The sequence below is a fragment of the Inquilinus sp. 2KB_23 genome, assembly GCF_052115705.1.
Taxonomy (GTDB): Bacteria; Pseudomonadota; Alphaproteobacteria; order DSM-16000; family Inquilinaceae; genus Inquilinus; species Inquilinus ginsengisoli_A.
This window is the reverse complement of record NZ_JBFRHF010000035.1, coordinates 1-21,633: the sequence shown is the minus strand read 5'-3', so window position 1 is coordinate 21,633 and position 21,633 is coordinate 1. Positions and strand designations below refer to the sequence as shown.

The following is a 21,633-nucleotide window of genomic DNA, read 5'->3' as shown; positions in this document are numbered from 1 at the left end:
GGGCTGAGCTTACGCCTTGGGAGTTCGACGGGCAGCCCGCCTCTCCTCCATGAGCTTGACCCGAGACGGCTCCGTGTAGAGGCGAGTAAGCAGCGCCACGGTGAAGTCCAGAAGATCCTCCGCATCCTGCTTGGTGAGGTTTCCACGATGCGCCCCGTCGTTCCCGTCCTGGTGGACGCATGACGCAAGGCCTCGCAGGTCCGCCGGGAGCATCCCGTTGTCGAACAGCCACGGGAGGCGCCAGCCCAGGTCATAGCGAGCCTTCCTGTTCATGCCCGGCGGGTCTTCCGTGGGAAGGAGGTCGCGGGTCGCATTGTCGAGGCAAACGCGAAACATCGCGGCAGCAGCGTTCCAGCACTCGACTGCCAGGCAGGTCGCGCCCTCAGTGAAGGCCTTCCCAATGTCGGGTGTCACGTGATCCGGTGGAGCGAACCGCACCCGGTCTTTGATGCTGATGACGCCCTCTACTTCAAAGACCTGATTGATGGCTTGAAGTTCGAGCAGTTTGTGTGAAGATGTATAGTTCGTGTCGTCGGGATGCTTGAGCGAGACGACGTAGATCGTCCCCTTGCGGCAATTCCGACAGACGGCGTACAACTCATGCCAATGCTGCCAGTCGGATTGGGTTTTCTTGTAGGTCGCTGCCTCGACATCGAGAGTATGACTATTCGCCCCGCAGCGGGGGCAGTTGGCAACCAGCGTGGCCAAATCCGTAGCTCCAAACACCCAGCCGAAATGCGGCCGACCGTTGTACCAGCACCGGGCGGGCTGCGGCTACAAGACCCTCCCGCCCACTCGCTTTAGGTGCCCTAGAACGGCAGCGCCATGGCCACCACATCGCCCAGTTTCACGGGTTCTAGGACGGGTGCCGGCGCTTTGGCGCCCTTGCCCTTCCCACGCCTAGCCTGTGCCAGGGGACGCGGCGCCCGACCCTGGCTGTCCAGTCCATGGGTTTGGCGATAGACGTGGGCTTCGGCCCGGCTGTGTTCCCGACCCTCGGCGTCCGCTTCCTCGGCCGGCGTGCCTGCGGCGATCTCGGCGGCAATCCACTCACGCCACCGCGCCACGCGCACCGAAGCCTCGGCCCGGTCGGCGGCCTCAAGAGCATCGGCGTGCGCCCTTTCGGCGGCCCGTGCGGCGTTCTTCGGCTGGCCGTACCGAGCTGCGGACCAGCCGCTACGGTTCACGATGCCAGTCTCCCGCTCGCCCTCTCCTCGGGCCATCGTATCGGCCAGCCGGATGTTGTCGCGGCGGAGGTCTGTCCGGTCGCGCCCGCTGTAGCGCACCTGACTGCGCGCAGGGGCGTTCAGGATCAGCCGAGCAACGGCCACCATGCGACCCCCGACGTTGACCTTAACGGCGGGCTGGCGGTTGCTCGCGGTGCCGGTCTGGGCCAGTGACCAGTTGATGGAGATGCCGGCGGTGACCAGCTTGTCGAAGTCGGCCCGGTCGAGCACGGCCTTACCGGCCCCGTTGGCCAGCGTAACGGTCGCGATCTGGCGGCCTCGGTTGTCGATGCCAAAATCCGGGACGCGGCGCCGGCGGTGGGTCGAGGTCGAGGCGGTGGTGATGTCGGTCATGGGTGATGGTCTCTCTTGTGGGGGCTCGGCGGTGTGCCGATCCATGGTGTGGGGGGGTGGGGACGCGGTGAATTCGCCGCCCCTGGCGATGCCCTCCAAATCGCTCAGGGAGCGCGCTACGGACTCGCTAGGAGTTTCGGCTACGCAGGTGGCGGCGATGCCGGGGATAGCGCTGGGTGAGTCCCCAGCGTCGATTGGCGGGCCATCGCAACGGCCTCCTTCCGGGCGCCGGTAACGGCGGCCCCAGCGGACTCATTGGCGATCTCGATGCCGCCCGCGCGGTAGTCGTCGGGGGCTCGTCAATGAGCGCGGTGGCGTAGACATGGGGAAGTCCTGTCGGGCGGCATGCAGCCGGCATCAGGCGCCCGGCCGAGGGGCGGCTTGAGGGCAGCGATGGGGTGTGGTCAGAACAGGTCGGTGTCGTCGGTGGCGGGACCTTGAGCCATCGCAGCCGCGCGGCGGGCCTCCATCGTCTCGAACTGCTTGGTGCGTACCCAATCGGGCAGCTTGCGGCGACCGGCCTTCATGATCCGAGACGCGGCTTTCATCGCGGCGGCGTCGCTTAGTCGCTCGACGTGCCGCTCCTGAATAGCAGCTAGCTCGGCCACAGCCTCGGAATCCTTGGCGACCAGGGCGCCGCGCCGGAACATGCCGCGCAGCTCCGCGACCTTGGCCCGCTCGACGTTGGCCCGCTTGGTTTGGGCGGCGAGGATGAGATAGTCGCACTGAGCTTCATTCAGATCGAAGACAGTGGTCTTGCGCTGGGCGCCGCTGCCGATGGCCACCATCGCATCACGGCGATGCAATGGTCCCAGGGTCTCCAGCATCGCGAGGTGGCGCTTGATCAGCACGCGGACGGAACGGGCGTGGGCATAGCCCAGAGCCTCGGCGAGGACGGTATCGGGAGCCAGGACCGGCTCATCGGCGAGCAGGGGGGGCTGGGCGCACAAGATGATCTCGTTGCTCATTGGTGGTGGCCTCCTTCGGGCCGGCAGTAGGGCACCGCTCCGGGTCTCCGGGCGGGTCGGTGGGATGGGGGATGGGTCGAGGATTGGCGTCGTGGCGCGGCACCAATGGGCAGCTAGGCGTGCGCCAGGACGGGCGGTAGCGGGTCGGTGTCAGCCCTTATGGGCGTTGTTCTTAGAGCGCCCCCCAAAGACAGGGATAGGGGTTGGGGGAAGGCGATGCGTAGGGTGATCCATGTTCATGGTCATCCCTAGTCACTGTACCCATGTTGAGTAGATGAGAAGGGTGTGCCCATGGTGACGCTGGTAGCAGGGGGAGATGAGAGAGGGGGGCGTCTGATGATCTCTTTCAGGTTCAGTCTTTGGTAACCGGTATCGTCTGCCCTGTGACCTCTCGGCACACGTCCAGCATTACGGCCTGGGCTGTGTCAGCATGGGGCTGGGCGACAATCACTGCGTCATGCAGACCAAGGGCTGTGATGCCACGGGCGTTGAGGTCGAGGATCACGCGGACGAGGATGTCGCTCTCGGTTCGCATCAGCGCATGGCCGAGGTTTCGATAGAGCCATCCAGTCCGTTGTTCATCGTACTGGCCCCCGGCCCGCCATGGCGCGTCGAGCAAGGCCCGGTGTCGCTTCTCTCAGGCAGCCGCTACGGTCCCGATAGAGGTCGCCCAAGGGAACAGCGGGCGCAGACCCATGGTCATCTTGTCGGGGCGCCCGGTCTTGAACAGCGTAGCGGATGCGAACTTCTTCACTCCCTCGCGGTGGGCAGGGCCGAAGCCGTCCAGCAGGTAGAGGTCTCCAGAAGGCGGCAGCACGCCGGCCCTAGCGTACAGCAGCCGCGTTCCCATGCTGGAATAGTCGAGGGTGACGGTCGGGTGTCCGTCGATCCTGATTGCCTGTCGCTCGGCCCGGCGCATGCTGGCCCAGAAGTATGGCCCGCCCAGCCGGCCCCCGAACTCGAACGATGACCGGTTAAAGACGCGCTGTATCCGACGAAGGGCCGGGTTGATGCGGGCTAGCTCGGAATCATCCTTCAACACGGTGATATCGGCCCGGTCGAGGTGGGAATTAATCCGCCGCATCTCGTCCCGCAGCCGCTGGGTGTCGTCGGTGTCGGGGTAGTCGACCAGCGTCCCGCTCTCCCAGAAGGACAGGTCGGGGGCGCGTAGCAGGACAATCTCTTGGTCGGGGCATAGCCCCCAGTCGGGGAACTGTAGGTCGGCCTCGGCCAGCCGCTCGGCCAGCGCTCGGGTCGGCCGCACGATGGTGCGCTTGCCGGCAGCTTGGGAACCGGACCATTCCCCCTTGTCAATGGTGACCAGACCCACGCCATGGCCGTCACCGACTTTGGGTCGGGCCATCACGTCGAGGGTCTCGGGCAGCGTCTTGCCCAGGAACCGGGGGGCGTACCGGCCGGGCTTACGCCCCAGCTTGGATGTGTCGAGGGACAGCCGGACGCCGGGCAGCACGGCATCATCGGGCGCATGCTCGATCTCCAGCAGTCGGTACGCCAGGTCAGCGATGATCGCGGCCACGGTGCGCTCAAATGCGGGCCGGTCACGCCCCTTGCGGCGCCTCTTGCGGAGGCAGTGCCGACCCTCCTCGGCCTCAATCTCGGCGATGATGCTGTCGGCCAGGGCGCGCGACGGTGCGGTGATCGGCAAGCGGAAGGGTTGCCAGTTGCGGGACCGGGACAGCGGGCACTCGCTGCGGTGCGGCTTGGGCATAGCGGTCTCCTACGGCGGCCCTCAGGCGGCCGTTAATGAAGATGAAGGGCGCAGGAGTGTGGTTGTAAAGGGGCCGGAACGAGACCGGCGGGGGTGATGTCAAGTCGACTTGACAGGTCTGTGAAGGGCAATCGGTGCAGATCAGCACGGCTACTTCGCCATCGAAATAAACTGGACGCTCTGCTCAGTCGGGGTTCCGGCATCACTTCTCCAATCTTTACGCTCCAGAACACGCCACCAAACGAAGAGGCATTCCGCAATAACGGAACAATGGGACGGCCTGCCGGCGCCTAGAGAGCCTTTTGGACACGGGCCGGCCAAGCCTGAGCGGCATATTTATTGGTCCGATGCCCTGATAGGTCTGCCCGATCAATGGGTTAGAGCCGACCAGCAATCAGCGCCGTACCGGGCCAGGGGCTAAGTGATCGATTTATTCGGCCAAGGCTCGACCAGCAGGGCGACCACGGCCAGGGCCACACGGGCCACAAGGGTGCGGATTGCCTGGGTTGCAGGGTCATACCCCTCAACCGCTGTGGTGCTCCCGGCATACCCGGCAAACTCTCCGGAACACTCGACCCGCAGGCGCCAAGGCCATGGGTCGGGCCAGCAGCGGACAGCAGGGCGGCACCGCAGGGTGGTCGTAGCGGTCCGGTCTTCTAAGGTCGGTGTATACTCGGCCAAGGCTCGACCAGCAGGGGCCACCTTGACGGGTCGACGGAGGCTTTTTGGACCACGGCCAGCGTCGCGCCAGGACTCCTAAAGGCGGGGTTCATCGTCCGACACTGCGTTGGGGCTAAGGGACGGGTATATCCCCCTCGACCCGCTTAACCTCTTGATAGGACTGCATAAAGGGCGTCTCAGCGTCATAGCCGAAGCGCCCTTGCGGAAACCGTCAGGCCGAGCCTCGGTCGCGGACGGTGGGGCTTGGCGCGGGGTTTGGAAGCGCAGCCTCGGCCGTTCGACAGGGGCTCAGCTACGAGTTTGGAAGCGCAGCAGGACCTAAACCATTGAGGTAAAACAAGAAAGGGCGCCTCAGCGTGACAGCCGAAGCGCCCTCGGTGGTCGGACGGTGGGGCTAGGGTGTCTATTTACTCGGCAGCGGCCTCGACCAGACGGCACCGCGCCACGGTCTGGCGTGACGTGTCGAACTCACGGCCCAGGGATGACACGCTCTCACCCCCGGCCAGCCGCCGGCCAATCTCGGCCTTCTGCGCCTCGGTGACAGCCTTCGGTCGCCCCAGGGTTTTCCCCTCGGCCACCGCGCGAGCCATCCCGGACTGCGTCCGCTCGATCAGAAGGTCACGCTCGAACTGGGCCACGTGGGTCAGCACGCCCATGGTCATCCGGCCCGCCGAACTGGTCAGGTCCATCCCGCCCAGTTGGAGGCAGTAGACCTTGATGCCGTCACCGGCCAGCCGCTCGACCGTGGCCAGGACATCCATCGCGTTGCGGCCGAGCCTGTCCAGCTTCGTCACGATCAGCACGTCGCCCCGTTCCATCCGCTCGATGAGCTTCCCGAACATCGGCCGGGCAGCAGCAGGGGTCGACCCGCTGATGGTCTCGGCCAGGATGCGGTGCGGCTCCACGGTGAAGCCGGCGCCAGCGATCTCTCGCACCTGATTGTCGGTGGTCTGGTCGGTGGTCGACACGCGGCAGTAGGCGAAGACGCGGTGGCTGGTGCGGGCGGCGGTGCTGGTCATGGTCGGGCTCGATCTCGTCAGGGTGTCCAAAAAGGGTAAGTGGAGAATGGGCATGCCCAAAAGCATTGTCAATACCATTTTGGGCATGGTGCGGAGACGGGTGCCCATACCCTCCGATTTTGGCCACCTCATGCCTTGGAGATGCACTGCCTTGCGAGCGGGCGCGTGATGGCTGAAACTATCGGCATTGCTCATGCTGGATTGTGATTGGAAAGAGCTTCGCCCCTCGCCGGGAACACCATGAGGGAGCGGGCGACCCGAGGCGATATTGGGAGGGACGAGGTGCTCCATTGGCTCACCTATCAATGGCAGCTGTCACGCCTACACAGGGAACGACGTAAGACTCTGAAGTTCTACCGAGAGAAAATAGAGGCCGCTGAGGCCAGTAGGCAGCAGACGGGCGACATTATCGGAGAGGCCATATTTGAACGAGAAGCCATGGATACGAGGGTTGGCAGGCTTCAGACTGTCTATCTGACAGAAGTAGCGGACCGTTTGCATGTCGAGCGTCCGGGGGCATCGGCATGGATCGAGTCTGATGTCACCGGAGAGCGCTATCTGAATGCAGGTGCAATACGTGATCTTCGGACGAAGATCCGAGAGGAGCGCCGTCAAAGTTCAGAGCTTGCTCTCGTGTGGGCGGGCGCAGCGACTGGTATTATTGGGGCTCTCACCGGCCTCGTCGCTGTTCTTCGTAACTAGCATTGCCACGCTGTCTTTCTGTGAGACGGGCCACCCGCACCCGGAGACGACCGTACGTGTCACCGTAGGTCTAGGCCGGGCGCCGTGAGGGTGACTAGGTGTGAGGGTAGCGGCGGGCATCGGCGGCCGTCCTAGGCAGCACTCGGTCTGGCAAAAGTTGCACGAGGGGGGTACGGGGGGTGATCCACTCATACGCATACATTAAGATGAGCTCTCAGGCTTCTCCGCTATTTTAAGCGCAACTCTTAAGTATGGCCACGTCAGTACAAGCAATTATCTTCCGGGTGCCCACACGCTCCCGTATTCTTGATAGCAAGTGGCGACCTGTACGAGTTGCCGAGACTGTAGGGGGAAGCATGGACATCGAATTAATCTTCGCTGCCATTGACATCTTCTTTGGGTGCGCCTCCGGGCGGCTCAAAAGTGCCAACAAGGTGTAGCCCAGATGGCTAAACGCAGCCCCCTGGGTGACCTGAGTCGCCGCCTTCCGACCCCACCTGAGGTCAAGAGCACCCTCAATAGTCTGAGAGAGGCACCCGATCAGGTGGCGGTGATTGTCGGAACATCAATAGTAGAGGCCTTGTTGGAGAGATTAATCATTGGCTGGATGAAGCATAAAACTAAAGATCTTGAGTCAAGGCTCTTTGGAATGAAAGGTCCTTTGTCGGACTTTAATTCCAAGATACTGATATCCGTTGCATTTGGCATTATAACCCCAGGAATGGGTGAGGAACTTCATAGGCTTCGGGCGATTCGGAATGTGTTTGCTCATGCGAAACAGCATGTTACTTTTGATACTCCGGAGATATCCGCCGAAGCAGATCGTTTTATTATGTTAAATGCTATGAGTAAGCATGCAATTGACGAAGGACGAGAGGATGTTCCGCTGAATGGCAAGGCTGGTTTTCTTTATATCTGCCAAGTTATGTGTATTATCATTGACGGATGGCACGATAAATACTTTGGATCTCGTCTTATGGAGCGATGATTAATCGATGGGACAGGATTGAAATATATCCTCACTTTGGCGATCTCTTTCCTGGCCATCCCCCAGAGACACGATCGGCGCCCCCTAAGGGACGCCGCCGGTGCTCATCAGATGCCCTATGGGGGCGCAGCTACGGCCCCGACCTCCTCCGGGGCTCGCCCTGCGCGCTGCGCGCCGCCGCGACGCAGAGGGACGCGGTCAGGCACCCCACCCCGGTCCCGATGAAAAGCCCGAGGAGGAAGGCGAGGCCGGTCACTTGGCAACCTCCTCCGGGGGCGTGGGGGTGGCCTCGCTGGTCACCGGCCGGGGCCGTTGGGGGAAGCACCCGAGCGCGAACTCGGCGCAGGTTTGACAGGCGTTGGAGAAGATGCGCTCCCCGCCATGGGCGAGGCAGGGCGCGGTCGCAGCGGTGGTCTCGGTAGGAACACGCATTATTCGATCAGCCTTCGAAGGGCGCCGACTCGATCGGCTGCCCGGTTCAACGAAGGGCTCCCACGGGCTTGGCTGAGCGTGACCCGGTGCCGTGTAACGGCAACGTGTAACGTCAGCCCCCGAAGGGGCCGACTAAGTCGTTGAAAAGGCTGGTGATGCCGGAATTGGCTGGGGGACTAGGATTCGAACCTAGGCTGGCGGAGTCAGAGTCCGCTGTCCTACCACTAGACGATCCCCCAGCAGCCGGCGGGAGGGTGTCTACCCCAGCGATCCGCCCGTGTAAAGGGTTCCGTGCGCGGCTGGCTGTCATATCCGAAACGGATGCGACGGCGCGGGCATTTCCTCTTTCGTCACGGCTGCGCTACAGTTCCATGAATGGGATGGAGGCGCCGTTCGAAGCCAGACGGACGGGCCATGGAAGGATTGTCAGTGGTGGAGTCGATCGCAATCACGGAGGCCACCGCGGCCGGCGATCGACGTCGGACGCCAGCGAGGTCGGAACCGCTCTACGCCGCGGTCGATCTCGGCACCAACAACTGCCGCCTGCTGATCGCCCGCCGCACCGCGGACGGGTTCGAGGTGGTGGACGCCTTCAGCCGCATCGTCCGGCTGGGCGAGGGCGTGGGCGCGACCGGCCGGCTGCAGCCCGCGGCGATCCACCGGACCATGGCCGCGCTGCGCATCTGCGCCGGCAAGATCCGGCGGCAGAACGTCATCCTGTCGCGCGCGGTGGCGACCGAGGCCTGCCGCCAGGCCAGCAACTTCCCGACCTTCCGCGACCGGGTGCGGCGCGAGACCGGCATCGAGCTGGAGATGATCCCCGCGGGGGAGGAAGCCCGGCTGGCCGCCGCCGGCTGCGCCCCGTTGCTGGACCCCGCGGTGCCGCATGCGATCATCTTCGACATCGGCGGCGGGTCGACCGAGCTGACCTGGCTGGAATTCGATTCGGACGGGCATGCGGTGACGCTCGACGCCGTCAGCATCCCGTTCGGCGTGGTCTCGCTGGCGGAGCAGCATGGCGGCCACGAGGTCTCGGCCGAGACATATGAGGCGATGAGCGCCGCCACCATGGCCGCGCTGGCCGAATTCGAGGCCCGCAACAACTTGCGCGGCCTGATCGCCCAGGGCCGGGTGCAGATGATCGGGTCCTCCGGCACCGTGACCACGCTGGCCGGGGTGCATCTCGGCCTGCCGCGCTACATCCGGTCCCAGGTCGACGGCTGCACCCTGACCTTCGAGGAGGCGCGGGGCGCCAGCCGGATGCTGCTGGGCCTCGACTATGCCGCCCGGGCCGCCTATCCCTGCATCGGGCGCGACCGCGCCGACCTGGTCCTGGCCGGCTGCGCCATCCTGGAAGCCATCTGCGAGACCTGGCCGGTCGGCCGGTTGCGGGTCGGCGACCGCGGCGTCCGCGAGGGCATCCTGTTCGACCTGCTGGCGGAGGCGCAGCGACGCCACGCCGCGAAACCATCCGGGTGAGATGAAACCTCCGAAGAAGCCGGGCATCGGCGCCAAGAGCGGCGGGCCGAGCGGCCGCGGCAGCCGTGGCCTCAGCGTGCGCGTGAAGACGGCGAAGACCCGCACCCTGTCCTCGACCCTCTGGCTCGAGCGCCAGCTCAACGACCCCTATGTCGCCGAGGCCAAGCGCCTGGGCTATCGCTCGCGCGCGGCGTTCAAACTGCTGCAGCTCGACGACAAGCTGAAGCTGCTGCGCCGCGGCCAGCGCGTGGTCGACCTCGGCTGCGCCCCCGGCGGCTGGGTCCAGGTGGCGCTGGAGCGGGTGGGGCCGCAGGGCAAGGTGGTCGGCATCGACTATCTCGCCATGGGCCCGGTGCCGGGCGCGATCATTCTGCAGATGGACTTCCTCGACCCGCAGGCGCCGGCCCGTCTCAAGGAGGCGCTGGCCGGCCCGGCCGACATCGTGCTCAGCGACATGGCCGCGCCGACCGTCGGGCACCAGATGACCGATCATCTGCGAATCATGGCGCTGGCCGAAACCGCGGTCGAATTCGCGGTCGATGTGCTGGCGCCGGGCGGCGCCTTCATCGCCAAGCTGTTCCAGGGCGGCGCGGAGAAGGAGCTGCTCGACATCCTCAAGCGCAACTTCGCCAAGGTGCGCCACGTCAAGCCGGCCGCCAGCCGCCAGGACAGCGCCGAGGTCTACATCGTCGCGACGGAATTCCGCGGCCGGCCCCACGATCCGCGCGACGCAACGCAGGCCCACTAGATCTGCGCTTCACAAGCGGGAGACCAGGGTTATATTGCGGTGCTTCCAGCCTTTGGGAGCCCTAGATGCAGTTCCGCGACGCCCTGACCTTCGATGATGTCCTGCTGGTCCCGCAGGCCTCGTCGATCCTGCCCGCCGACGCGGACACCCGGACCCGGCTGACCAAGCGGATCGAGCTGGGCATCCCGCTGCTCTCCGCCGCCATGGACACCGTCACCGAAGCGCCGCTCGCCATCGCCATGGCCCAGGCCGGCGGCATCGGCGTCATCCACCGCAATCTCGACATCGAGCGCCAGGCCGAGGAAGTGCGAAAGGTCAAGCGCTTCGAGAGCGGCATGGTGGTCAACCCGATCACCATCGGCCCCGACGCCACCCTGGCCGAGGCGCTGTCGCTGATGGACCGCCACGGCATCTCCGGCATCCCGGTGGTCGAGCAGAACGGCAAGCTGGTCGGCATCCTGACCAACCGCGACGTCCGTTTCGCCACCAACCCGAACCAGCCGGTGCGCGAGCTGATGACCAAGGAGAACCTGGTCACGGTGCGCGAGGGCGTGGACAAGGCAGAAGCCAAGCGCCTGCTGCACCAGAACCGGATCGAGAAGCTGCTGGTCGTCGACCAGGACTACCGCTGCATCGGCCTGGTCACAGTCAAGGACATCGTCCGCGCCCAGCTGCACCCCAACGCCTGCAAGGACGAGCAGGGCCGGCTGCGCGCCGCCGCCGCCACCGGCACCGGCGACAAGGGCATCTCCCGCGCCGAGGCGCTGTTCGACGCCGGGGTCGACGTGCTGGTGCTGGACACCGCGCACGGCCATTCCGAAGGCGTGCTGAAGAGCGTGGAGCGGGCGCGGCGCCTGTCGAATTCGACCCAGATCATCGCCGGCAACGTGGCTACGGCCGACGCTGCCCGCGCGCTGGTCGATGCCGGGGCGGATGCGGTCAAGGTCGGCATCGGGCCGGGCTCGATCTGCACCACCCGCATGGTCGCCGGCGTCGGCGTGCCGCAGCTGACCGCGGTGCTCGATGTGGTCGAGGTCTGCCGCAAGCTCGACATCCCGGTGATCTCCGACGGCGGCATCAAGTATTCCGGCGACCTGGCCAAGGCGATCGCCGCCGGCGCCAATGTGGTGATGCTGGGCTCGCTGTTCGCCGGCACCGACGAGGCGCCGGGCGAGGTGATCCTGTACCAGGGCCGGTCCTACAAGAGCTACCGCGGCATGGGCTCGCTCGGTGCCATGGCCCGCGGCTCGGCCGACCGCTACTTCCAGCAGGAGGTGTCGGACACGCTGAAGCTGGTGCCGGAGGGCGTCGAGGGCCGGGTGCCGTACAAGGGGCCGGCCGCCAACGTCATCCACCAGCTGGTGGGCGGGCTGAAGGCGGCAATGGGCTACACCGGCAGCCGCACCATCGCCGACCTGCACCAGCGCGCCGAATTCGTGCGCATCACCAATGCCGGCCTGCGCGAAAGCCATGTGCACGACATCACCGTGACCCAAGAGGCCCCGAACTACCGTCCGGGCCTCTGAAGGCTCTCCTCGTTCTGTCATTGCCCGGCTCGACCGGGCAATCCAGGGGCCACCAAGAGCCGCTCCGGCTGCCCCAGGATGCCACGGTCGAGCCGTGGCATGACACTGGAGGATAATCGGAAACTGGAGCATCGAGCCGGCGACGATGCTGGTCCCGGCTTGCAGCCCACCCTATGTTGCTCGACCTGTGCTCCCGCAATCCGGCAAGGTCGACATGGATACCCAGACCGATCCCTATCTCTGGCTCGAAGACGTCGACGGCGCCAAGGCGCTCGACTGGGTGCGGGCGCGCAACGCCGAGACCGCGGCACGCCTCGCCGAGACGACGGATTTCGAGCGCATGCGCAGGCAGATGCTGGAGATCCTCGATTCCGAGGCGAAGATCCCGCATGTCGTCCGCCGCGGCGACCGCTACTTCAACTTCTGGCGCGACGCGGCGCATCCGCGCGGCCTGTGGCGGCGCACGACGCTGGCCTCCTTCCGCACCCCCGCGCCGGTCTGGGAGGTTCTGCTGGACCTCGACGCCCTGGCCGAGACGGAGGGCGAGAACTGGGTCTGGCACGGTGCCGACTGCCYGGAACCCGATTTCCGGCGCTGCCTGATCGCCCTGTCGCGCGGCGGTGCCGACGCTCATGTCGTGCGCGAATTCAATCTCGAGACCCGCAGTTTCGTGCCCGACGGCTTCACGCTGCCGGAGGCGAAGAGCCGGTTCGGCTGGAAGGATGCCGACACCATCTATGTCGGCACCGATTTCGGCCCGGGGTCGCTGACCCGCTCCGGCTATCCCCGCATCGTCAAGAGCTGGCGGCGGGGGCAGGCCCTGGAGGAGGCCCGCACGGTCTATGAGGGGCAGGAGGACGATCTCGCGGTCGACGCCTTCCACGACGCTTTCCCCGGCTTCGAGCGCGACTTCGTCGCCCGGCGGATCGACTTCTACACCAGCCAGCTGTTCCTGCTCGGCGACGACGGCGCCCTGACCCTGATCGACGTGCCGGAGCATGCCGAGGCCGGCGCCCATGGCGAGTGGCTGTTGGTGACCCCGCGCACGGAGTGGCAGGTCGGCGGCAGGACCTATCCCGGCGGCGCGCTGCTGGCCGCCCGCTTCGACGACTGGCTGGCCGGCGACCGCGCCCTATCGGTGCTGTTCGAGCCGAGCGAGACCACGGCGCTGTCGAGCTATTCCGGCACCCGCAACCATCTGGTGCTGCAGATCCTCGACGATGTGAAGAGCCGGGTGGAGATCCTGACCCCGGAGGAGGGCGGCTGGCGGCGCCGGGTGCTGGAGGGGCTGCCCGAGGCGGCGACCATCGCCCATGTCGCCACCACGCCGCACCAGGACGACGAGATCATGGTGCTGGCCTCTGGCTTCCTTGACCCCGACACGCTCTATCGCGGCGTCGCCGGCGCCGCCGGCTTCGAGGCGCTGAAGCAGGCGCCGTCCTTCTTCGATGCCTCGGGCTTCGCGGTCGAGCAGCATTTCGCCGCCTCGGCCGACGGCACGCGGGTGCCGTATTTCGTGGTCGCGCCCAGGGACCTCAAGCGCGACGGCAGCGCCCTGACGCTGCTGACCGGCTATGGCGGCTTCGAAGTCCCGCTGCTGCCGCATTACGTGCCGGGCGAGGGCCGGCTGTGGCTAGAGCGCGGCGGCGTCTACGTCGTCGCCAACATCCGCGGCGGTGGCGAATACGGACCGCGCTGGCACCAGGCGGCGCTGCGCGAGAATCGGCCGCGCGCCTATGAGGATTTCGCCGCGGTGGCGAAGGATCTCGTCGCCCGCGGCATCACCTCGGTGCCGCATCTCGGGATCGAGGGCGGCAGCAATGGCGGCCTGCTGGTCGGCAACATGCTGACGATGTATCCTGAGCTGTTCGGCGCCGTGGTCTGCGCCGTGCCGCTGCTCGACATGAAGCGCTACACCAAGCTGCTGGCCGGCGCCTCCTGGGTGGCGGAATACGGCGACCCCGACGTCCCGGAGGACTGGGCCTTCCTGCAGACCTTCTCGCCCTACCAGGCCCTGCGCGAGGGTACGGCCACGCCGCCGGTGCTGTTCCTGACCTCGACCCGCGACGACCGGGTCCATCCCGGCCATGCCCGCAAGATGGCGGCGAAGATGATCGCGATGGGTGCCGACGTGCTCTATCACGAGAACATCGAGGGCGGTCACGGCGCCGCCGCCAACAACGCGCAGACCGCCTTCAACCAGGCCCTGATCCACGCCTTCCTCCGGGAGAAGCTGAGGTAGGGAGTCCACCGAGGCCCGTCATCCCGTGCGCGCTGCAGCACGCAGTGATGCTGCGCAGACACGGGGTCTCTTCACGATTTCGATGAGATTCCCGCTTTCGCGGGAATGACGGCGGGGTAACCAGGCGCGGTAGCCCATCAGTTTTGAATGGAGCCTATTCATCTCTAGGGTGCTCCCGGGACCACCTCCGCCGAGGATGATGCCGCCCTCTCCCACAGCCCTCGCGGAGGTATCTTGGCATCTCTCTCCCTCGTGCTCCCTGCAGCTGTGCCGGGATGCGCCTGATGCAGGACCGCATCCGGATCAAGTCGGTCGAGACCCTGTCCGACGACTGGTACCTGCTGAAGAAGACCACCTTCGACTACCGGCGCAAGGACGGCAGCTGGCAGACGCTGAACCGCGAGACCTACGACCGCGGCAACGGCGCCACCATCCTGCTCTACGACCCGCGGCGGGGGCGGGTGCTGCTGACCCGGCAGTTCCGCTTCCCGGCCTATGTCAACGGCCACCCCGAGCCGCTGATCGAGGCCTGCGCCGGGCTGCTCGACGACCGCGACCCCGAGACCTGCATCCGCCAGGAGGCGGAGGAGGAGACCGGAGTCCGGGTGGCGGCGCCGCGCCGGATCTTCGAGGCCTTCATGAGCCCGGGCTCGGTGACCGAGCGGCTGGTGTTCTTCGTGGCCGAATACAGCCCGGCGGACCGCACCTCGGAAGGCGGCGGGGTGGCGGCGGAGGGCGAGGACATCGAGATCCTGGAGCCGACGCTGGCCGAGGCGCTGGCCATGGTCGCGCGCGGAGAGATCATGGACGGCAAGACCATTCTCCTGCTGCAATACGCCCAGCTTCATCGACTCTTGGACTGAACGTGACCACCGGCGAGCCGAACTGGGACGATATCCGCATCTTCCTCGCCGTCGCCCGGACCGGCAGCCTGACCGAGGCCGCGCGGCACCTGCAGCTGAGCCAGCCCACCGTGGGCCGGCGCCTGCGGGTGCTGGAGGGGCAGGCCGGCGCCCGGCTGTTCGACCGGCTGCCGAATCGCCTGCAACTGACGGCGCTAGGGCAGGCGCTGGTCGAGTCGGCCGGCAGCATGGAGGCGGGGGCGGGGGCCCTGGCCCGCCGGCTGCGCCAGTCCGCGGCGACGGGGCAGGAGCCGGTGCAGGTCACCGCCACCAGCTCGGTCTCGCTGTTCGTCACCACCCATCTGCAGGGGCTGCTCGCCGAAAGCGGCCGCGTCATCGCCCTGGGCAATTCGCGCGCCCAGGCCAACCTTGCCCGGCGCGAGGCCGACATCGCCCTGCGCATGCGCCGGACGCCGGAGGAGGGGGATCTGGCGGCGCGCCGGATCGGGCGGATCGGTTTCGCGCTCTACGCCGCCCGCAGCTACGCCCAGCACCACGGGCTGACGCCGGATGGCAGCCTGGCCGGGCTGCCCTTCATTGGCCTGCCCGAGCCCGAGCGGTCGCCCTCGCAATCCGCCTGGCTCGACGGCGTCGCCCGGCAGGGCACCATCCTGTGCCGTCTCGGCGAGGTCTTCCTGCGGCACCGGGCGGTGGCTGACGGGCTCGGCGTGTCGCTGCTGCCCTGCTTCCTCGGCGATGCCGACGACCGGCTGCTGCGCCTCGGCGAGCCGGTGCCGGAGCTCGCCGAGGAGGTCTACCTGATGCTGCACGCCGAGCTGCGCCGCGACCCCGGTGTCCGCGCCGTCGCCGAAGCGCTGGCCGGCCTGTTCCGACGCGAGCGCGGCGCCCTCGACGGCACCCGGCGCGGCTGAGCCTACTCCGCCGCCTGGCGCTGGCCGCGGCTGTGGATCAGCTGCCACAGCACCTGCGGCGTCGCCGGCATGTCGACATGCTCGACCCCCAGCGGCGACAGCGCGTCGACGATGGCGTTGATCACCGCCGGCGGCGCCCCGATCGCCCCGGCCTCGCCGGCGCCCTTCAGCCCCAGCGCGTTGGTGGTGCAGGGGATCTCGTTGTACTTGAAGGCGATCAAGGGCAGGTCCACCGCCCGCGGCATGGCGTAGTCCATGAACGAGCCGGAGAGCAGCTGGCCGCTGTCGCTGTCGAACACCGTGCTCTCGAACAGCGCCTGGCCGAGGCCCTGGGCGATGCCGCCATGGACCTGGCCCGCAACCATCAGCGGGTTCAGCACCCGACCGAAATCGTCGACCACGGTGTAGCGCAGGATCTCCAGCGCGCCGGTGTCGCCGTCGATCTCGATCTCGATGATGTGGGCGCCGTTGGGGAAGGTCGCGGCCGGCGGGGTGAAGCTGCCGCGATCCTCGAAGGCGATCTCCGACCCGCCGTCGGTTTCGGTCTGTGCGGCGATGTCGGCCAGGGACATCGACCGGTCGGTGCCGACCACGGTGAAGCGCCCGTCGGCGAAGGCGATGTCGACCGCCGCCGTCTCCATCAGGTCGGCCGCGCGCAGCTTGGCCTTCTCGCGGATCTTGATCGACCCGTCCTGCACCGCGGCGCCGCCGACCGGGACCGAGCGCGAGCCGCCGGTGCCGTTGCCGGTGCGCACCAGGTCGCTGTCGCCCTGGACCACGGTGATGCGGTCGGGCTCGACCCCGAGATGCTCGCCGATCACCTGCTTGTAGGCGGTCTCGTGGCCCTGGCCGTTGGTCTGGGTGCCGATGTAGACCGTCACGCTGCCATCGCGTCCGACCTTGATGTCGGCGCTCTCGTCCGGGCCGCCGGCGCAGGCCTCGACGTAAGTCGCGATGCCGAGGCCGCGGAACTTGCCGCGGGCGGCGGAGTCGCGCCGGCGCTGCTCGAAGCCGGCATGGTCGGCGATCCCGGCCGCCTCCTCGAGGTTGCGGGTGAATTCGCCGCTGTCATAGGTGACGCCGGTGACGGTGGCGTAGGGCATCGCCGAGGGCGGGATATAGTTGCGCCGGCGCAGCTCGATCGGGTCGATGCCGAGCACCCGCGCCGCATGGTCGACGATGCGCTCGACATTGTAGGCGGCCTCCGGCCGCCCGGCACCGCGATACGCATCGACCGGCTGGGTGTTGGTGAACACGCCGCGCACCCGCTCGTAGACGCCCTGCAGGGTGTACAGGCCGTTCAGCATCTGGGCGCCGCCGGCATTGGTCGGGATGTACGGCGCGAAGTTCGAGAGATAGGCGCCCATGTTGGCGATCATGTCGACGCGCAGCGCCAGGAAGCGCGCGTCCTTGTCGACCGCCAGCTCGACCGTGGTGACGTTGTCGCGGCCATGGTCGTCACTGACGAAGGCCTCGGTCCGCTCCGAGGTCCACTTCACCGGCCGGCCGAACTTGCGCGCGGCGTAGAGGGTGGCCGGGTACTCCGGATACATGAACATCTTCATGCCGAAGCCGCCGCCGACATCGGGGCTGCGGATCAGGAAGTCTTCCTTCGGCCGCTTGAAGATGTCGTCGGCCAGCATGTCGCGCAGCAGATGCACGCCCTGGCAGGCGACGTAGAGCACGAAGCGGCCGTCGGTGGCGTCCCAGTCGGCGTGGCAGCAGCGCGGCTCCATCGGCGAGGCGACGACGCGGTTGTTGACCAGGTCGAGTTTGATCACCCGGTCGGCCTGGGCGAACAGCGATTCGACCTGGTCCTTCTGGCCGAACTCCCAGTCGAAGCACAGGTTGTTCGGCGCCTCGTCCCAGATCGCGGGACCGCTCAGGGTGCGGGCCGGGTCGACCGCGGCCGGGAGCGAATCGTACTCGACCTCGATCGCCTCGGCGGCGTCCTTGGCCTGCTCGACCGTCTCGGCGACGATCAGGGCCACCGGCTCGCCGACATGGCGGACCCGGCCGCGGGCCAGGATCGGGCGTGGCGGCAGGGCCTGGTCGCTGCCGTCACTGTTCTTGACCGAGGCGTAGCATTTCAGCTCGCCGATGCCGTCGGCGTCGAGGTCACGGATGGTGACGATGCCGATCACCCCCGGCATGGCCGCGGCCGCCGCGGTGTCGAGGCTGCGGATCTCGGCATGGGCGAAGGGGGAGCGCAGGAACACGCCCTGGGCCTGGCCCGGCGCCGAGACGTCATCGGTGTAGCGGCCGCCCCCCTTCAGAAGGCGGGGATCCTCGCTGCGGAGCATGGGCTGCCCGATGCCGAACTTCGTCGCCACGATCTACTCCTCCCGAGCGCGTGAATCAGGTTAGGATCGGCCCGGACGCCCTGAGCGTCAATGCCATGTCGGACAATAGCCGCGCCAAAACGCAACACTGCGGTGCGCGGGCCAGCGACGGGGCTAGCAATGGGGGAACGTCTTCGCTACATAGACGCCATCGCCGGCTGCAGGGCGCAGCCGGCCTTTTTCGTTTGTCGACAGGTGCCCCGTGCAGCAGGTCTTGCTCGTCATCCACGTTCTGATCGCCATTTCCCTGATCGGGGTCATCCTGATCCAGCGGAGCGAGGGCGGCGGCTTGGGCATCGGCGGCGGTGGCGGTGGGCTGGTGTCGATTCGCGGCCAGGCCAACCTGTTGACCCGCGCCACGGCCGGCCTTGCGGGCGCCTTCATGGTGACCAGCATCGTCCTGGCGATCATGGCGGGCACCCATCGTGCCGGTTCCGCGATCGTCACCGAGCAGCCGGCCTCGACCCAGTCGGCGCCGGCCAGCACCGCGCCGGCGGCCCCGACGGTCCCCACGACGGAGTAATCCGTCACCACATCTTTCGCGTCGAGGCGGCCCACCACGTTGATAGGTAGTGGGCCGCCTCGCTGTTTTTGGCTGGACGAATCTGGGATAGGGTGAGCTTCCATGACGCGGTACATCTTCATTACCGGCGGCGTGGTCTCCTCGCTTGGCAAGGGACTGGGTGCCGCAGCACTCGGGGCACTGCTTCAGGCGCGGGGATTCAAAGTCCGGCTCCGGAAGCTCGACCCGTATCTCAACGTCGATCCGGGCACGATGAGCCCGACCCAGCACGGCGAGGTCTTCGTCACCGATGACGGGGCCGAGACCGACCTGGATCTCGGCCATTACGAGCGCTTCACCGGCGTCTCCGCCCGCAAGAGCGACAACGTCACCACCGGCAAGATCTACTCCAACGTGATCGCGCGCGAACGCCGCGGCGACTATCTGGGCGCGACCGTCCAGGTGATCCCGCACGTCACCGATGCGATCAAGGACTTCATCCGGTCTGACATCACCGACGAAGACTTCATCATCTGCGAGATCGGCGGCACGGTCGGCGACATCGAGAGCCTGCCCTTCCTCGAGGCGATCCGGCAGTTCGGCAACGAGGTCGAGCCGGAGAACGCGCTGTTCCTGCACGTCACGCTGCTGCCCTACATTCCGGCGGCGGGCGAGCTGAAGACCAAGCCGACCCAGCATTCGGTCAAGGAGCTGCTGTCGGTCGGGATCCAGCCGGCGATGCTGCTGTGCCGCGCCGACCGGCCGATCCCGGCCAATGAGCGGCGCAAGATCGCCCTGTTCTGCAACATCCGGCCGGAGCGGGTGATCGCCGCCCTCGACGTCGACACCATCTACAGCGTGCCGATCTCGTATCACGAGGAAGGCTTCGACGATCAGGTCCTGGCCTATTTCGGCATGGAGCAGCCGACGGCGCCGGACCTGTCGCGCTGGTCGAACATCGTCCACCGCGTCCGCGCGCCGGAGGGCGAAGTCACGATCGGCGTGGTCGGCAAGTACACCTCGCTGATCGACAGCTACAAGAGCCTGGCCGAGGCCCTGGCCCATGGCGGCATCGCCAACAACGTCAAGGTCAAGCTCGACTGGATGGATTCGCAGATCTTCGAATCCGAGGATGCGGTCTCCCATCTCGAGCATGTCCACGGCATCCTGGTGCCGGGCGGCTTCGGCGAACGCGGGGCCGAGGGCAAGATCCGCGCGGCCCAGTTCGCGCGTGAGCGCAAGGTGCCGTATTTCGGCATCTGCTTCGGCATGCAGATGGCGGTGATCGAGGCTGCGCGCCACATGGCCGGGATGCCGGCGGCGAACTCCACGGAATTCGGCCCGACCAACGAGCCGGTGGTCGGGCTGATGACCGAATGGACCCGCGGCAACGCGCTGGAGGTCCGCCGCACCGACGGCGACCTCGGCGGCACCATGCGCCTGGGCGCCTATCCGGCGGCGCTGGTGCCCGGCAGCCGGGTGCAGGAGATCTACGGCGTGACCGAGATCAGCGAGCGCCACCGCCACCGCTACGAGGTCAACATCAACTACCGAGAGCGGTTGGAGCAGGCGGGGTTGTTCTTCTCCGGCCTGTCGCCGGACGGCGTGCTGCCGGAGATCGTCGAACTGCCGGACCATCCTTGGTTCATCGGCGTGCAGTTCCACCCGGAGCTGAAGTCGAAGCCGTTCGATCCGCACCCGCTGTTCACCGATTTCATCCGCGCGGCGATCGAGCAGAGCCGGCTCGTCTGAGCATTCGAGGAACAGAGATCATGACCGCCGCCCACGCCGTTTCCGTCGGCAACGTCACCTTCGCCAACGACCGCCCGCTGACCGTGATCGCCGGCCCGTGCCAGCTGGAGAGCCGTGCGCACGCGCTGGAGATGAGCCAGGCGCTGGTCGAGATCACCTCGAAGCTCGGCCTCGGCCTCGTCTACAAGACGTCCTTCGACAAGGCGAACCGGACCTCCGCCGTGGCCGAACGCGGCCTGGGCATGGCCAAGAGCCTGCCGATCATGGCCGAGATCCGGGAAAGGTTCGGCTGCCCGGTGCTGACCGACATCCACGACGCGGCGCAATGCGCCCCGGTGGCCGAGGCGGTCGACATCCTACAGATCCCGGCCTTCCTATGCCGCCAGACCGACTTGCTGCTGGCCGCCGGCGCCACCGGCCGGGCGATCAACGTCAAGAAGGGGCAGTTCCTGGCTCCCTGGGACATGAAGAACGTTGCGTCCAAGATCGCCAGCACCGGCAACGACAAGATCCTGCTGACCGAACGCGGCGTCAGCTTCGGCTACAACACCCTGGTCAGCGACATGCGGGCGCTGCCGATCCTGGCCCAGACCGGCTATCCCGTGGTGTTCGACGCCACCCATTCGGTGCAGCAGCCGGGCGGGCAGGGGACCAGCTCAGGTGGCCAGCGCGAATTCGTGCCGGTGCTGGCCCGCGCCGCGGTCTCGATCGGCGTCGCCGCCGTGTTCATCGAGACCCATCAGGACCCCGACCACGCCCCCAGCGACGGCCCCAACATGGTACCGATCAGCAAGCTCGAGGCGCTGCTGACCACGCTGCTGGCCCTCGACCGCATCGCCAAGGCCGACCCGGTCCGGATCTGACATCCTCAGCGCCCGTCATTCCCGCGAAAGCGGGGATCTCTTTACGGGAAACGGAAAGAGATCCCCTGACTTCACAAACGAAGTGCAACACCCTTTGAAGGGGGTGTTGCGATGGGACGAAGCTACCGACAGTTCAGCCTCGAGGACCGGTGTGAGCTTGCCCGCCTTTACGCCGCCGGAGCCTCGCTCCGGCAAATCGCTGCAGCTCTGGATCGCGCGCCATCGAGCGTGTCTCGGGAGCTGAAGCGCAACAGCGGCGCCGCCGGAGACTACAAACCAGCCTATGCCGGCCAACAAGCCGGCGCC

General features: G+C 66.9%; 18 protein-coding genes and 1 tRNA gene. 11 read left to right on the top strand and 8 right to left on the bottom strand.

The annotated features are described in order from the left end of the window. Window positions 1-9 precede the first annotated feature (9 nt). The 6 genes from AB4112_RS32280 to AB4112_RS32255 all read right to left on the bottom strand — a co-directional run bounded on the left by AB4112_RS32280 (window position 10) and on the right by AB4112_RS32255 (window position 5,977). Window positions 10-708, bottom strand: coding sequence for a DUF4145 domain-containing protein (locus AB4112_RS32280; protein ID WP_441725914.1), 699 nt, complete (start codon window positions 706-708; stop codon window positions 10-12). Window positions 709-809: 101 nt separating this feature from the next. Further along, a complete protein-coding gene (locus AB4112_RS32275) occupies window positions 810-1,580 on the bottom strand; it encodes a hypothetical protein (RefSeq protein WP_441725911.1) in 771 nt (256 codons plus the stop codon). Between the two features lie 404 nt (window positions 1,581-1,984). Continuing rightward, window positions 1,985-2,548 carry a hypothetical protein gene (locus AB4112_RS32270; protein WP_441725908.1) on the bottom strand — a complete coding sequence of 188 codons (564 nt, stop codon included), beginning with the start codon at window positions 2,546-2,548 and terminating at the stop codon, window positions 1,985-1,987. Between the two features lie 352 nt (window positions 2,549-2,900). Beyond that, a complete protein-coding gene (locus tag AB4112_RS32265) occupies window positions 2,901-3,167 on the bottom strand; it encodes a hypothetical protein (RefSeq protein WP_441725905.1) in 267 nt (88 codons plus the stop codon). An 18-nt stretch (window positions 3,168-3,185) separates the two neighbouring features. Further along, on the bottom strand, window positions 3,186-4,277 hold the full coding sequence (locus AB4112_RS32260) for a hypothetical protein (RefSeq protein WP_441725902.1): 1,092 nt from the start codon (window positions 4,275-4,277) through the stop codon (window positions 3,186-3,188). 1,088 nt (window positions 4,278-5,365) lie between these two features. Beyond that, complete coding sequence (locus AB4112_RS32255; protein ID WP_441725899.1) at window positions 5,366-5,977, bottom strand: recombinase family protein; 612 nt, start codon at window positions 5,975-5,977, stop codon at window positions 5,366-5,368. A gap of 1,147 nt (window positions 5,978-7,124) precedes the next feature. Here AB4112_RS32255 and AB4112_RS32250 point away from each other — a divergent pair. After that, entirely contained in the window at window positions 7,125-7,667 is a 543-nt protein-coding gene (locus AB4112_RS32250; protein ID WP_441725896.1) for a hypothetical protein, read from the top strand. Between the two features lie 597 nt (window positions 7,668-8,264). Here the strand turns inward: AB4112_RS32250 and AB4112_RS32245 are convergent. Continuing rightward, window positions 8,265-8,338 (bottom strand) — tRNA-Gln (locus AB4112_RS32245). A gap of 193 nt (window positions 8,339-8,531) precedes the next feature. On the opposite strand from AB4112_RS32245, the gene AB4112_RS32240 reads away from it, so the two are divergent. The 6 genes from AB4112_RS32240 (at window position 8,532) to AB4112_RS32215 (ending at window position 15,868) form a co-directional block, all read left to right on the top strand. Continuing rightward, complete coding sequence (locus AB4112_RS32240; protein WP_309799630.1) at window positions 8,532-9,578, top strand: Ppx/GppA phosphatase family protein; 1,047 nt, start codon at window positions 8,532-8,534, stop codon at window positions 9,576-9,578. 1 nt (window position 9,579) lies between these two features. Continuing rightward, the gene (locus AB4112_RS32235) at window positions 9,580-10,326 is read left to right on the top strand and encodes an RlmE family RNA methyltransferase (protein WP_309799628.1); all 747 of its coding nucleotides are present in this window, start codon (window positions 9,580-9,582) and stop codon (window positions 10,324-10,326) included. Window positions 10,327-10,391: 65 nt separating this feature from the next. Next, window positions 10,392-11,852, top strand: coding sequence for an IMP dehydrogenase (gene guaB, locus AB4112_RS32230; RefSeq protein ID WP_309799625.1), 1,461 nt, complete (start codon window positions 10,392-10,394; stop codon window positions 11,850-11,852). Between the two features lie 214 nt (window positions 11,853-12,066). Further along, entirely contained in the window at window positions 12,067-14,094 is a 2,028-nt protein-coding gene (locus AB4112_RS32225; RefSeq protein ID WP_441725891.1) for a prolyl oligopeptidase family serine peptidase, read from the top strand. A gap of 284 nt (window positions 14,095-14,378) precedes the next feature. Continuing rightward, window positions 14,379-14,957, top strand: a complete 579-nt coding sequence (locus AB4112_RS32220) for an NUDIX domain-containing protein (protein WP_441725888.1) — start codon at window positions 14,379-14,381, stop codon at window positions 14,955-14,957. Between the two features lie 2 nt (window positions 14,958-14,959). Then, window positions 14,960-15,868 carry a LysR family transcriptional regulator gene (locus AB4112_RS32215; protein WP_441725885.1) on the top strand — a complete coding sequence of 303 codons (909 nt, stop codon included), beginning with the start codon at window positions 14,960-14,962 and terminating at the stop codon, window positions 15,866-15,868. Between the two features lie 2 nt (window positions 15,869-15,870). Here the strand turns inward: AB4112_RS32215 and AB4112_RS32210 are convergent, their stop codons facing one another. Further along, window positions 15,871-18,201, bottom strand: a complete 2,331-nt coding sequence (locus AB4112_RS32210) for a xanthine dehydrogenase family protein molybdopterin-binding subunit (protein WP_441725882.1) — start codon at window positions 18,199-18,201, stop codon at window positions 15,871-15,873. Between the two features lie 211 nt (window positions 18,202-18,412). Between AB4112_RS32210 and secG the strand changes: the two genes are divergently transcribed. The 4 genes from secG to AB4112_RS32190 form a co-directional block, all read left to right on the top strand. Next, complete coding sequence (gene secG, locus AB4112_RS32205; RefSeq protein ID WP_441725879.1) at window positions 18,413-18,733, top strand: preprotein translocase subunit SecG; 321 nt, start codon at window positions 18,413-18,415, stop codon at window positions 18,731-18,733. Window positions 18,734-18,835: 102 nt separating this feature from the next. After that, entirely contained in the window at window positions 18,836-20,464 is a 1,629-nt protein-coding gene (locus AB4112_RS32200; protein WP_309799618.1) for a CTP synthase, read from the top strand. 20 nt (window positions 20,465-20,484) lie between these two features. Then, window positions 20,485-21,327 (top strand): 3-deoxy-8-phosphooctulonate synthase, encoded by an 843-nt coding sequence (gene kdsA / locus AB4112_RS32195; RefSeq protein WP_441725876.1) that lies wholly within the window; start codon window positions 20,485-20,487, stop codon window positions 21,325-21,327. Window positions 21,328-21,438: 111 nt separating this feature from the next. Beyond that, a partial coding sequence (locus AB4112_RS32190; protein ID WP_441725873.1) for a helix-turn-helix domain-containing protein occupies window positions 21,439-21,633 on the top strand: 195 nt, incomplete at its 3' end.

Coding starts and splice junctions, on each gene's coding strand:
- AB4112_RS32275 (WP_441725911.1), bottom strand. CDS start 1,580: ATGACCGACATCACCACCGCCTCGACCTCGACCCACCGCCGGCGCCGC.
- AB4112_RS32270 (WP_441725908.1), bottom strand. CDS start 2,548: ATGAGCAACGAGATCATCTTGTGCGCCCAGCCCCCCCTGCTCGCCGAT.
- AB4112_RS32260 (WP_441725902.1), bottom strand. CDS start 4,277: ATGCCCAAGCCGCACCGCAGCGAGTGCCCGCTGTCCCGGTCCCGCAAC.
- AB4112_RS32255 (WP_441725899.1), bottom strand. CDS start 5,977: ATGACCAGCACCGCCGCCCGCACCAGCCACCGCGTCTTCGCCTACTGC.
- AB4112_RS32250 (WP_441725896.1), top strand. CDS start 7,125: ATGGCTAAACGCAGCCCCCTGGGTGACCTGAGTCGCCGCCTTCCGACC.
- AB4112_RS32235 (WP_309799628.1), top strand. CDS start 9,580: ATGAAACCTCCGAAGAAGCCGGGCATCGGCGCCAAGAGCGGCGGGCCG.
- guaB (WP_309799625.1), top strand. CDS start 10,392: ATGCAGTTCCGCGACGCCCTGACCTTCGATGATGTCCTGCTGGTCCCG.
- AB4112_RS32220 (WP_441725888.1), top strand. CDS start 14,379: ATGCAGGACCGCATCCGGATCAAGTCGGTCGAGACCCTGTCCGACGAC.
- AB4112_RS32200 (WP_309799618.1), top strand. CDS start 18,836: ATGACGCGGTACATCTTCATTACCGGCGGCGTGGTCTCCTCGCTTGGC.
- kdsA (WP_441725876.1), top strand. CDS start 20,485: ATGACCGCCGCCCACGCCGTTTCCGTCGGCAACGTCACCTTCGCCAAC.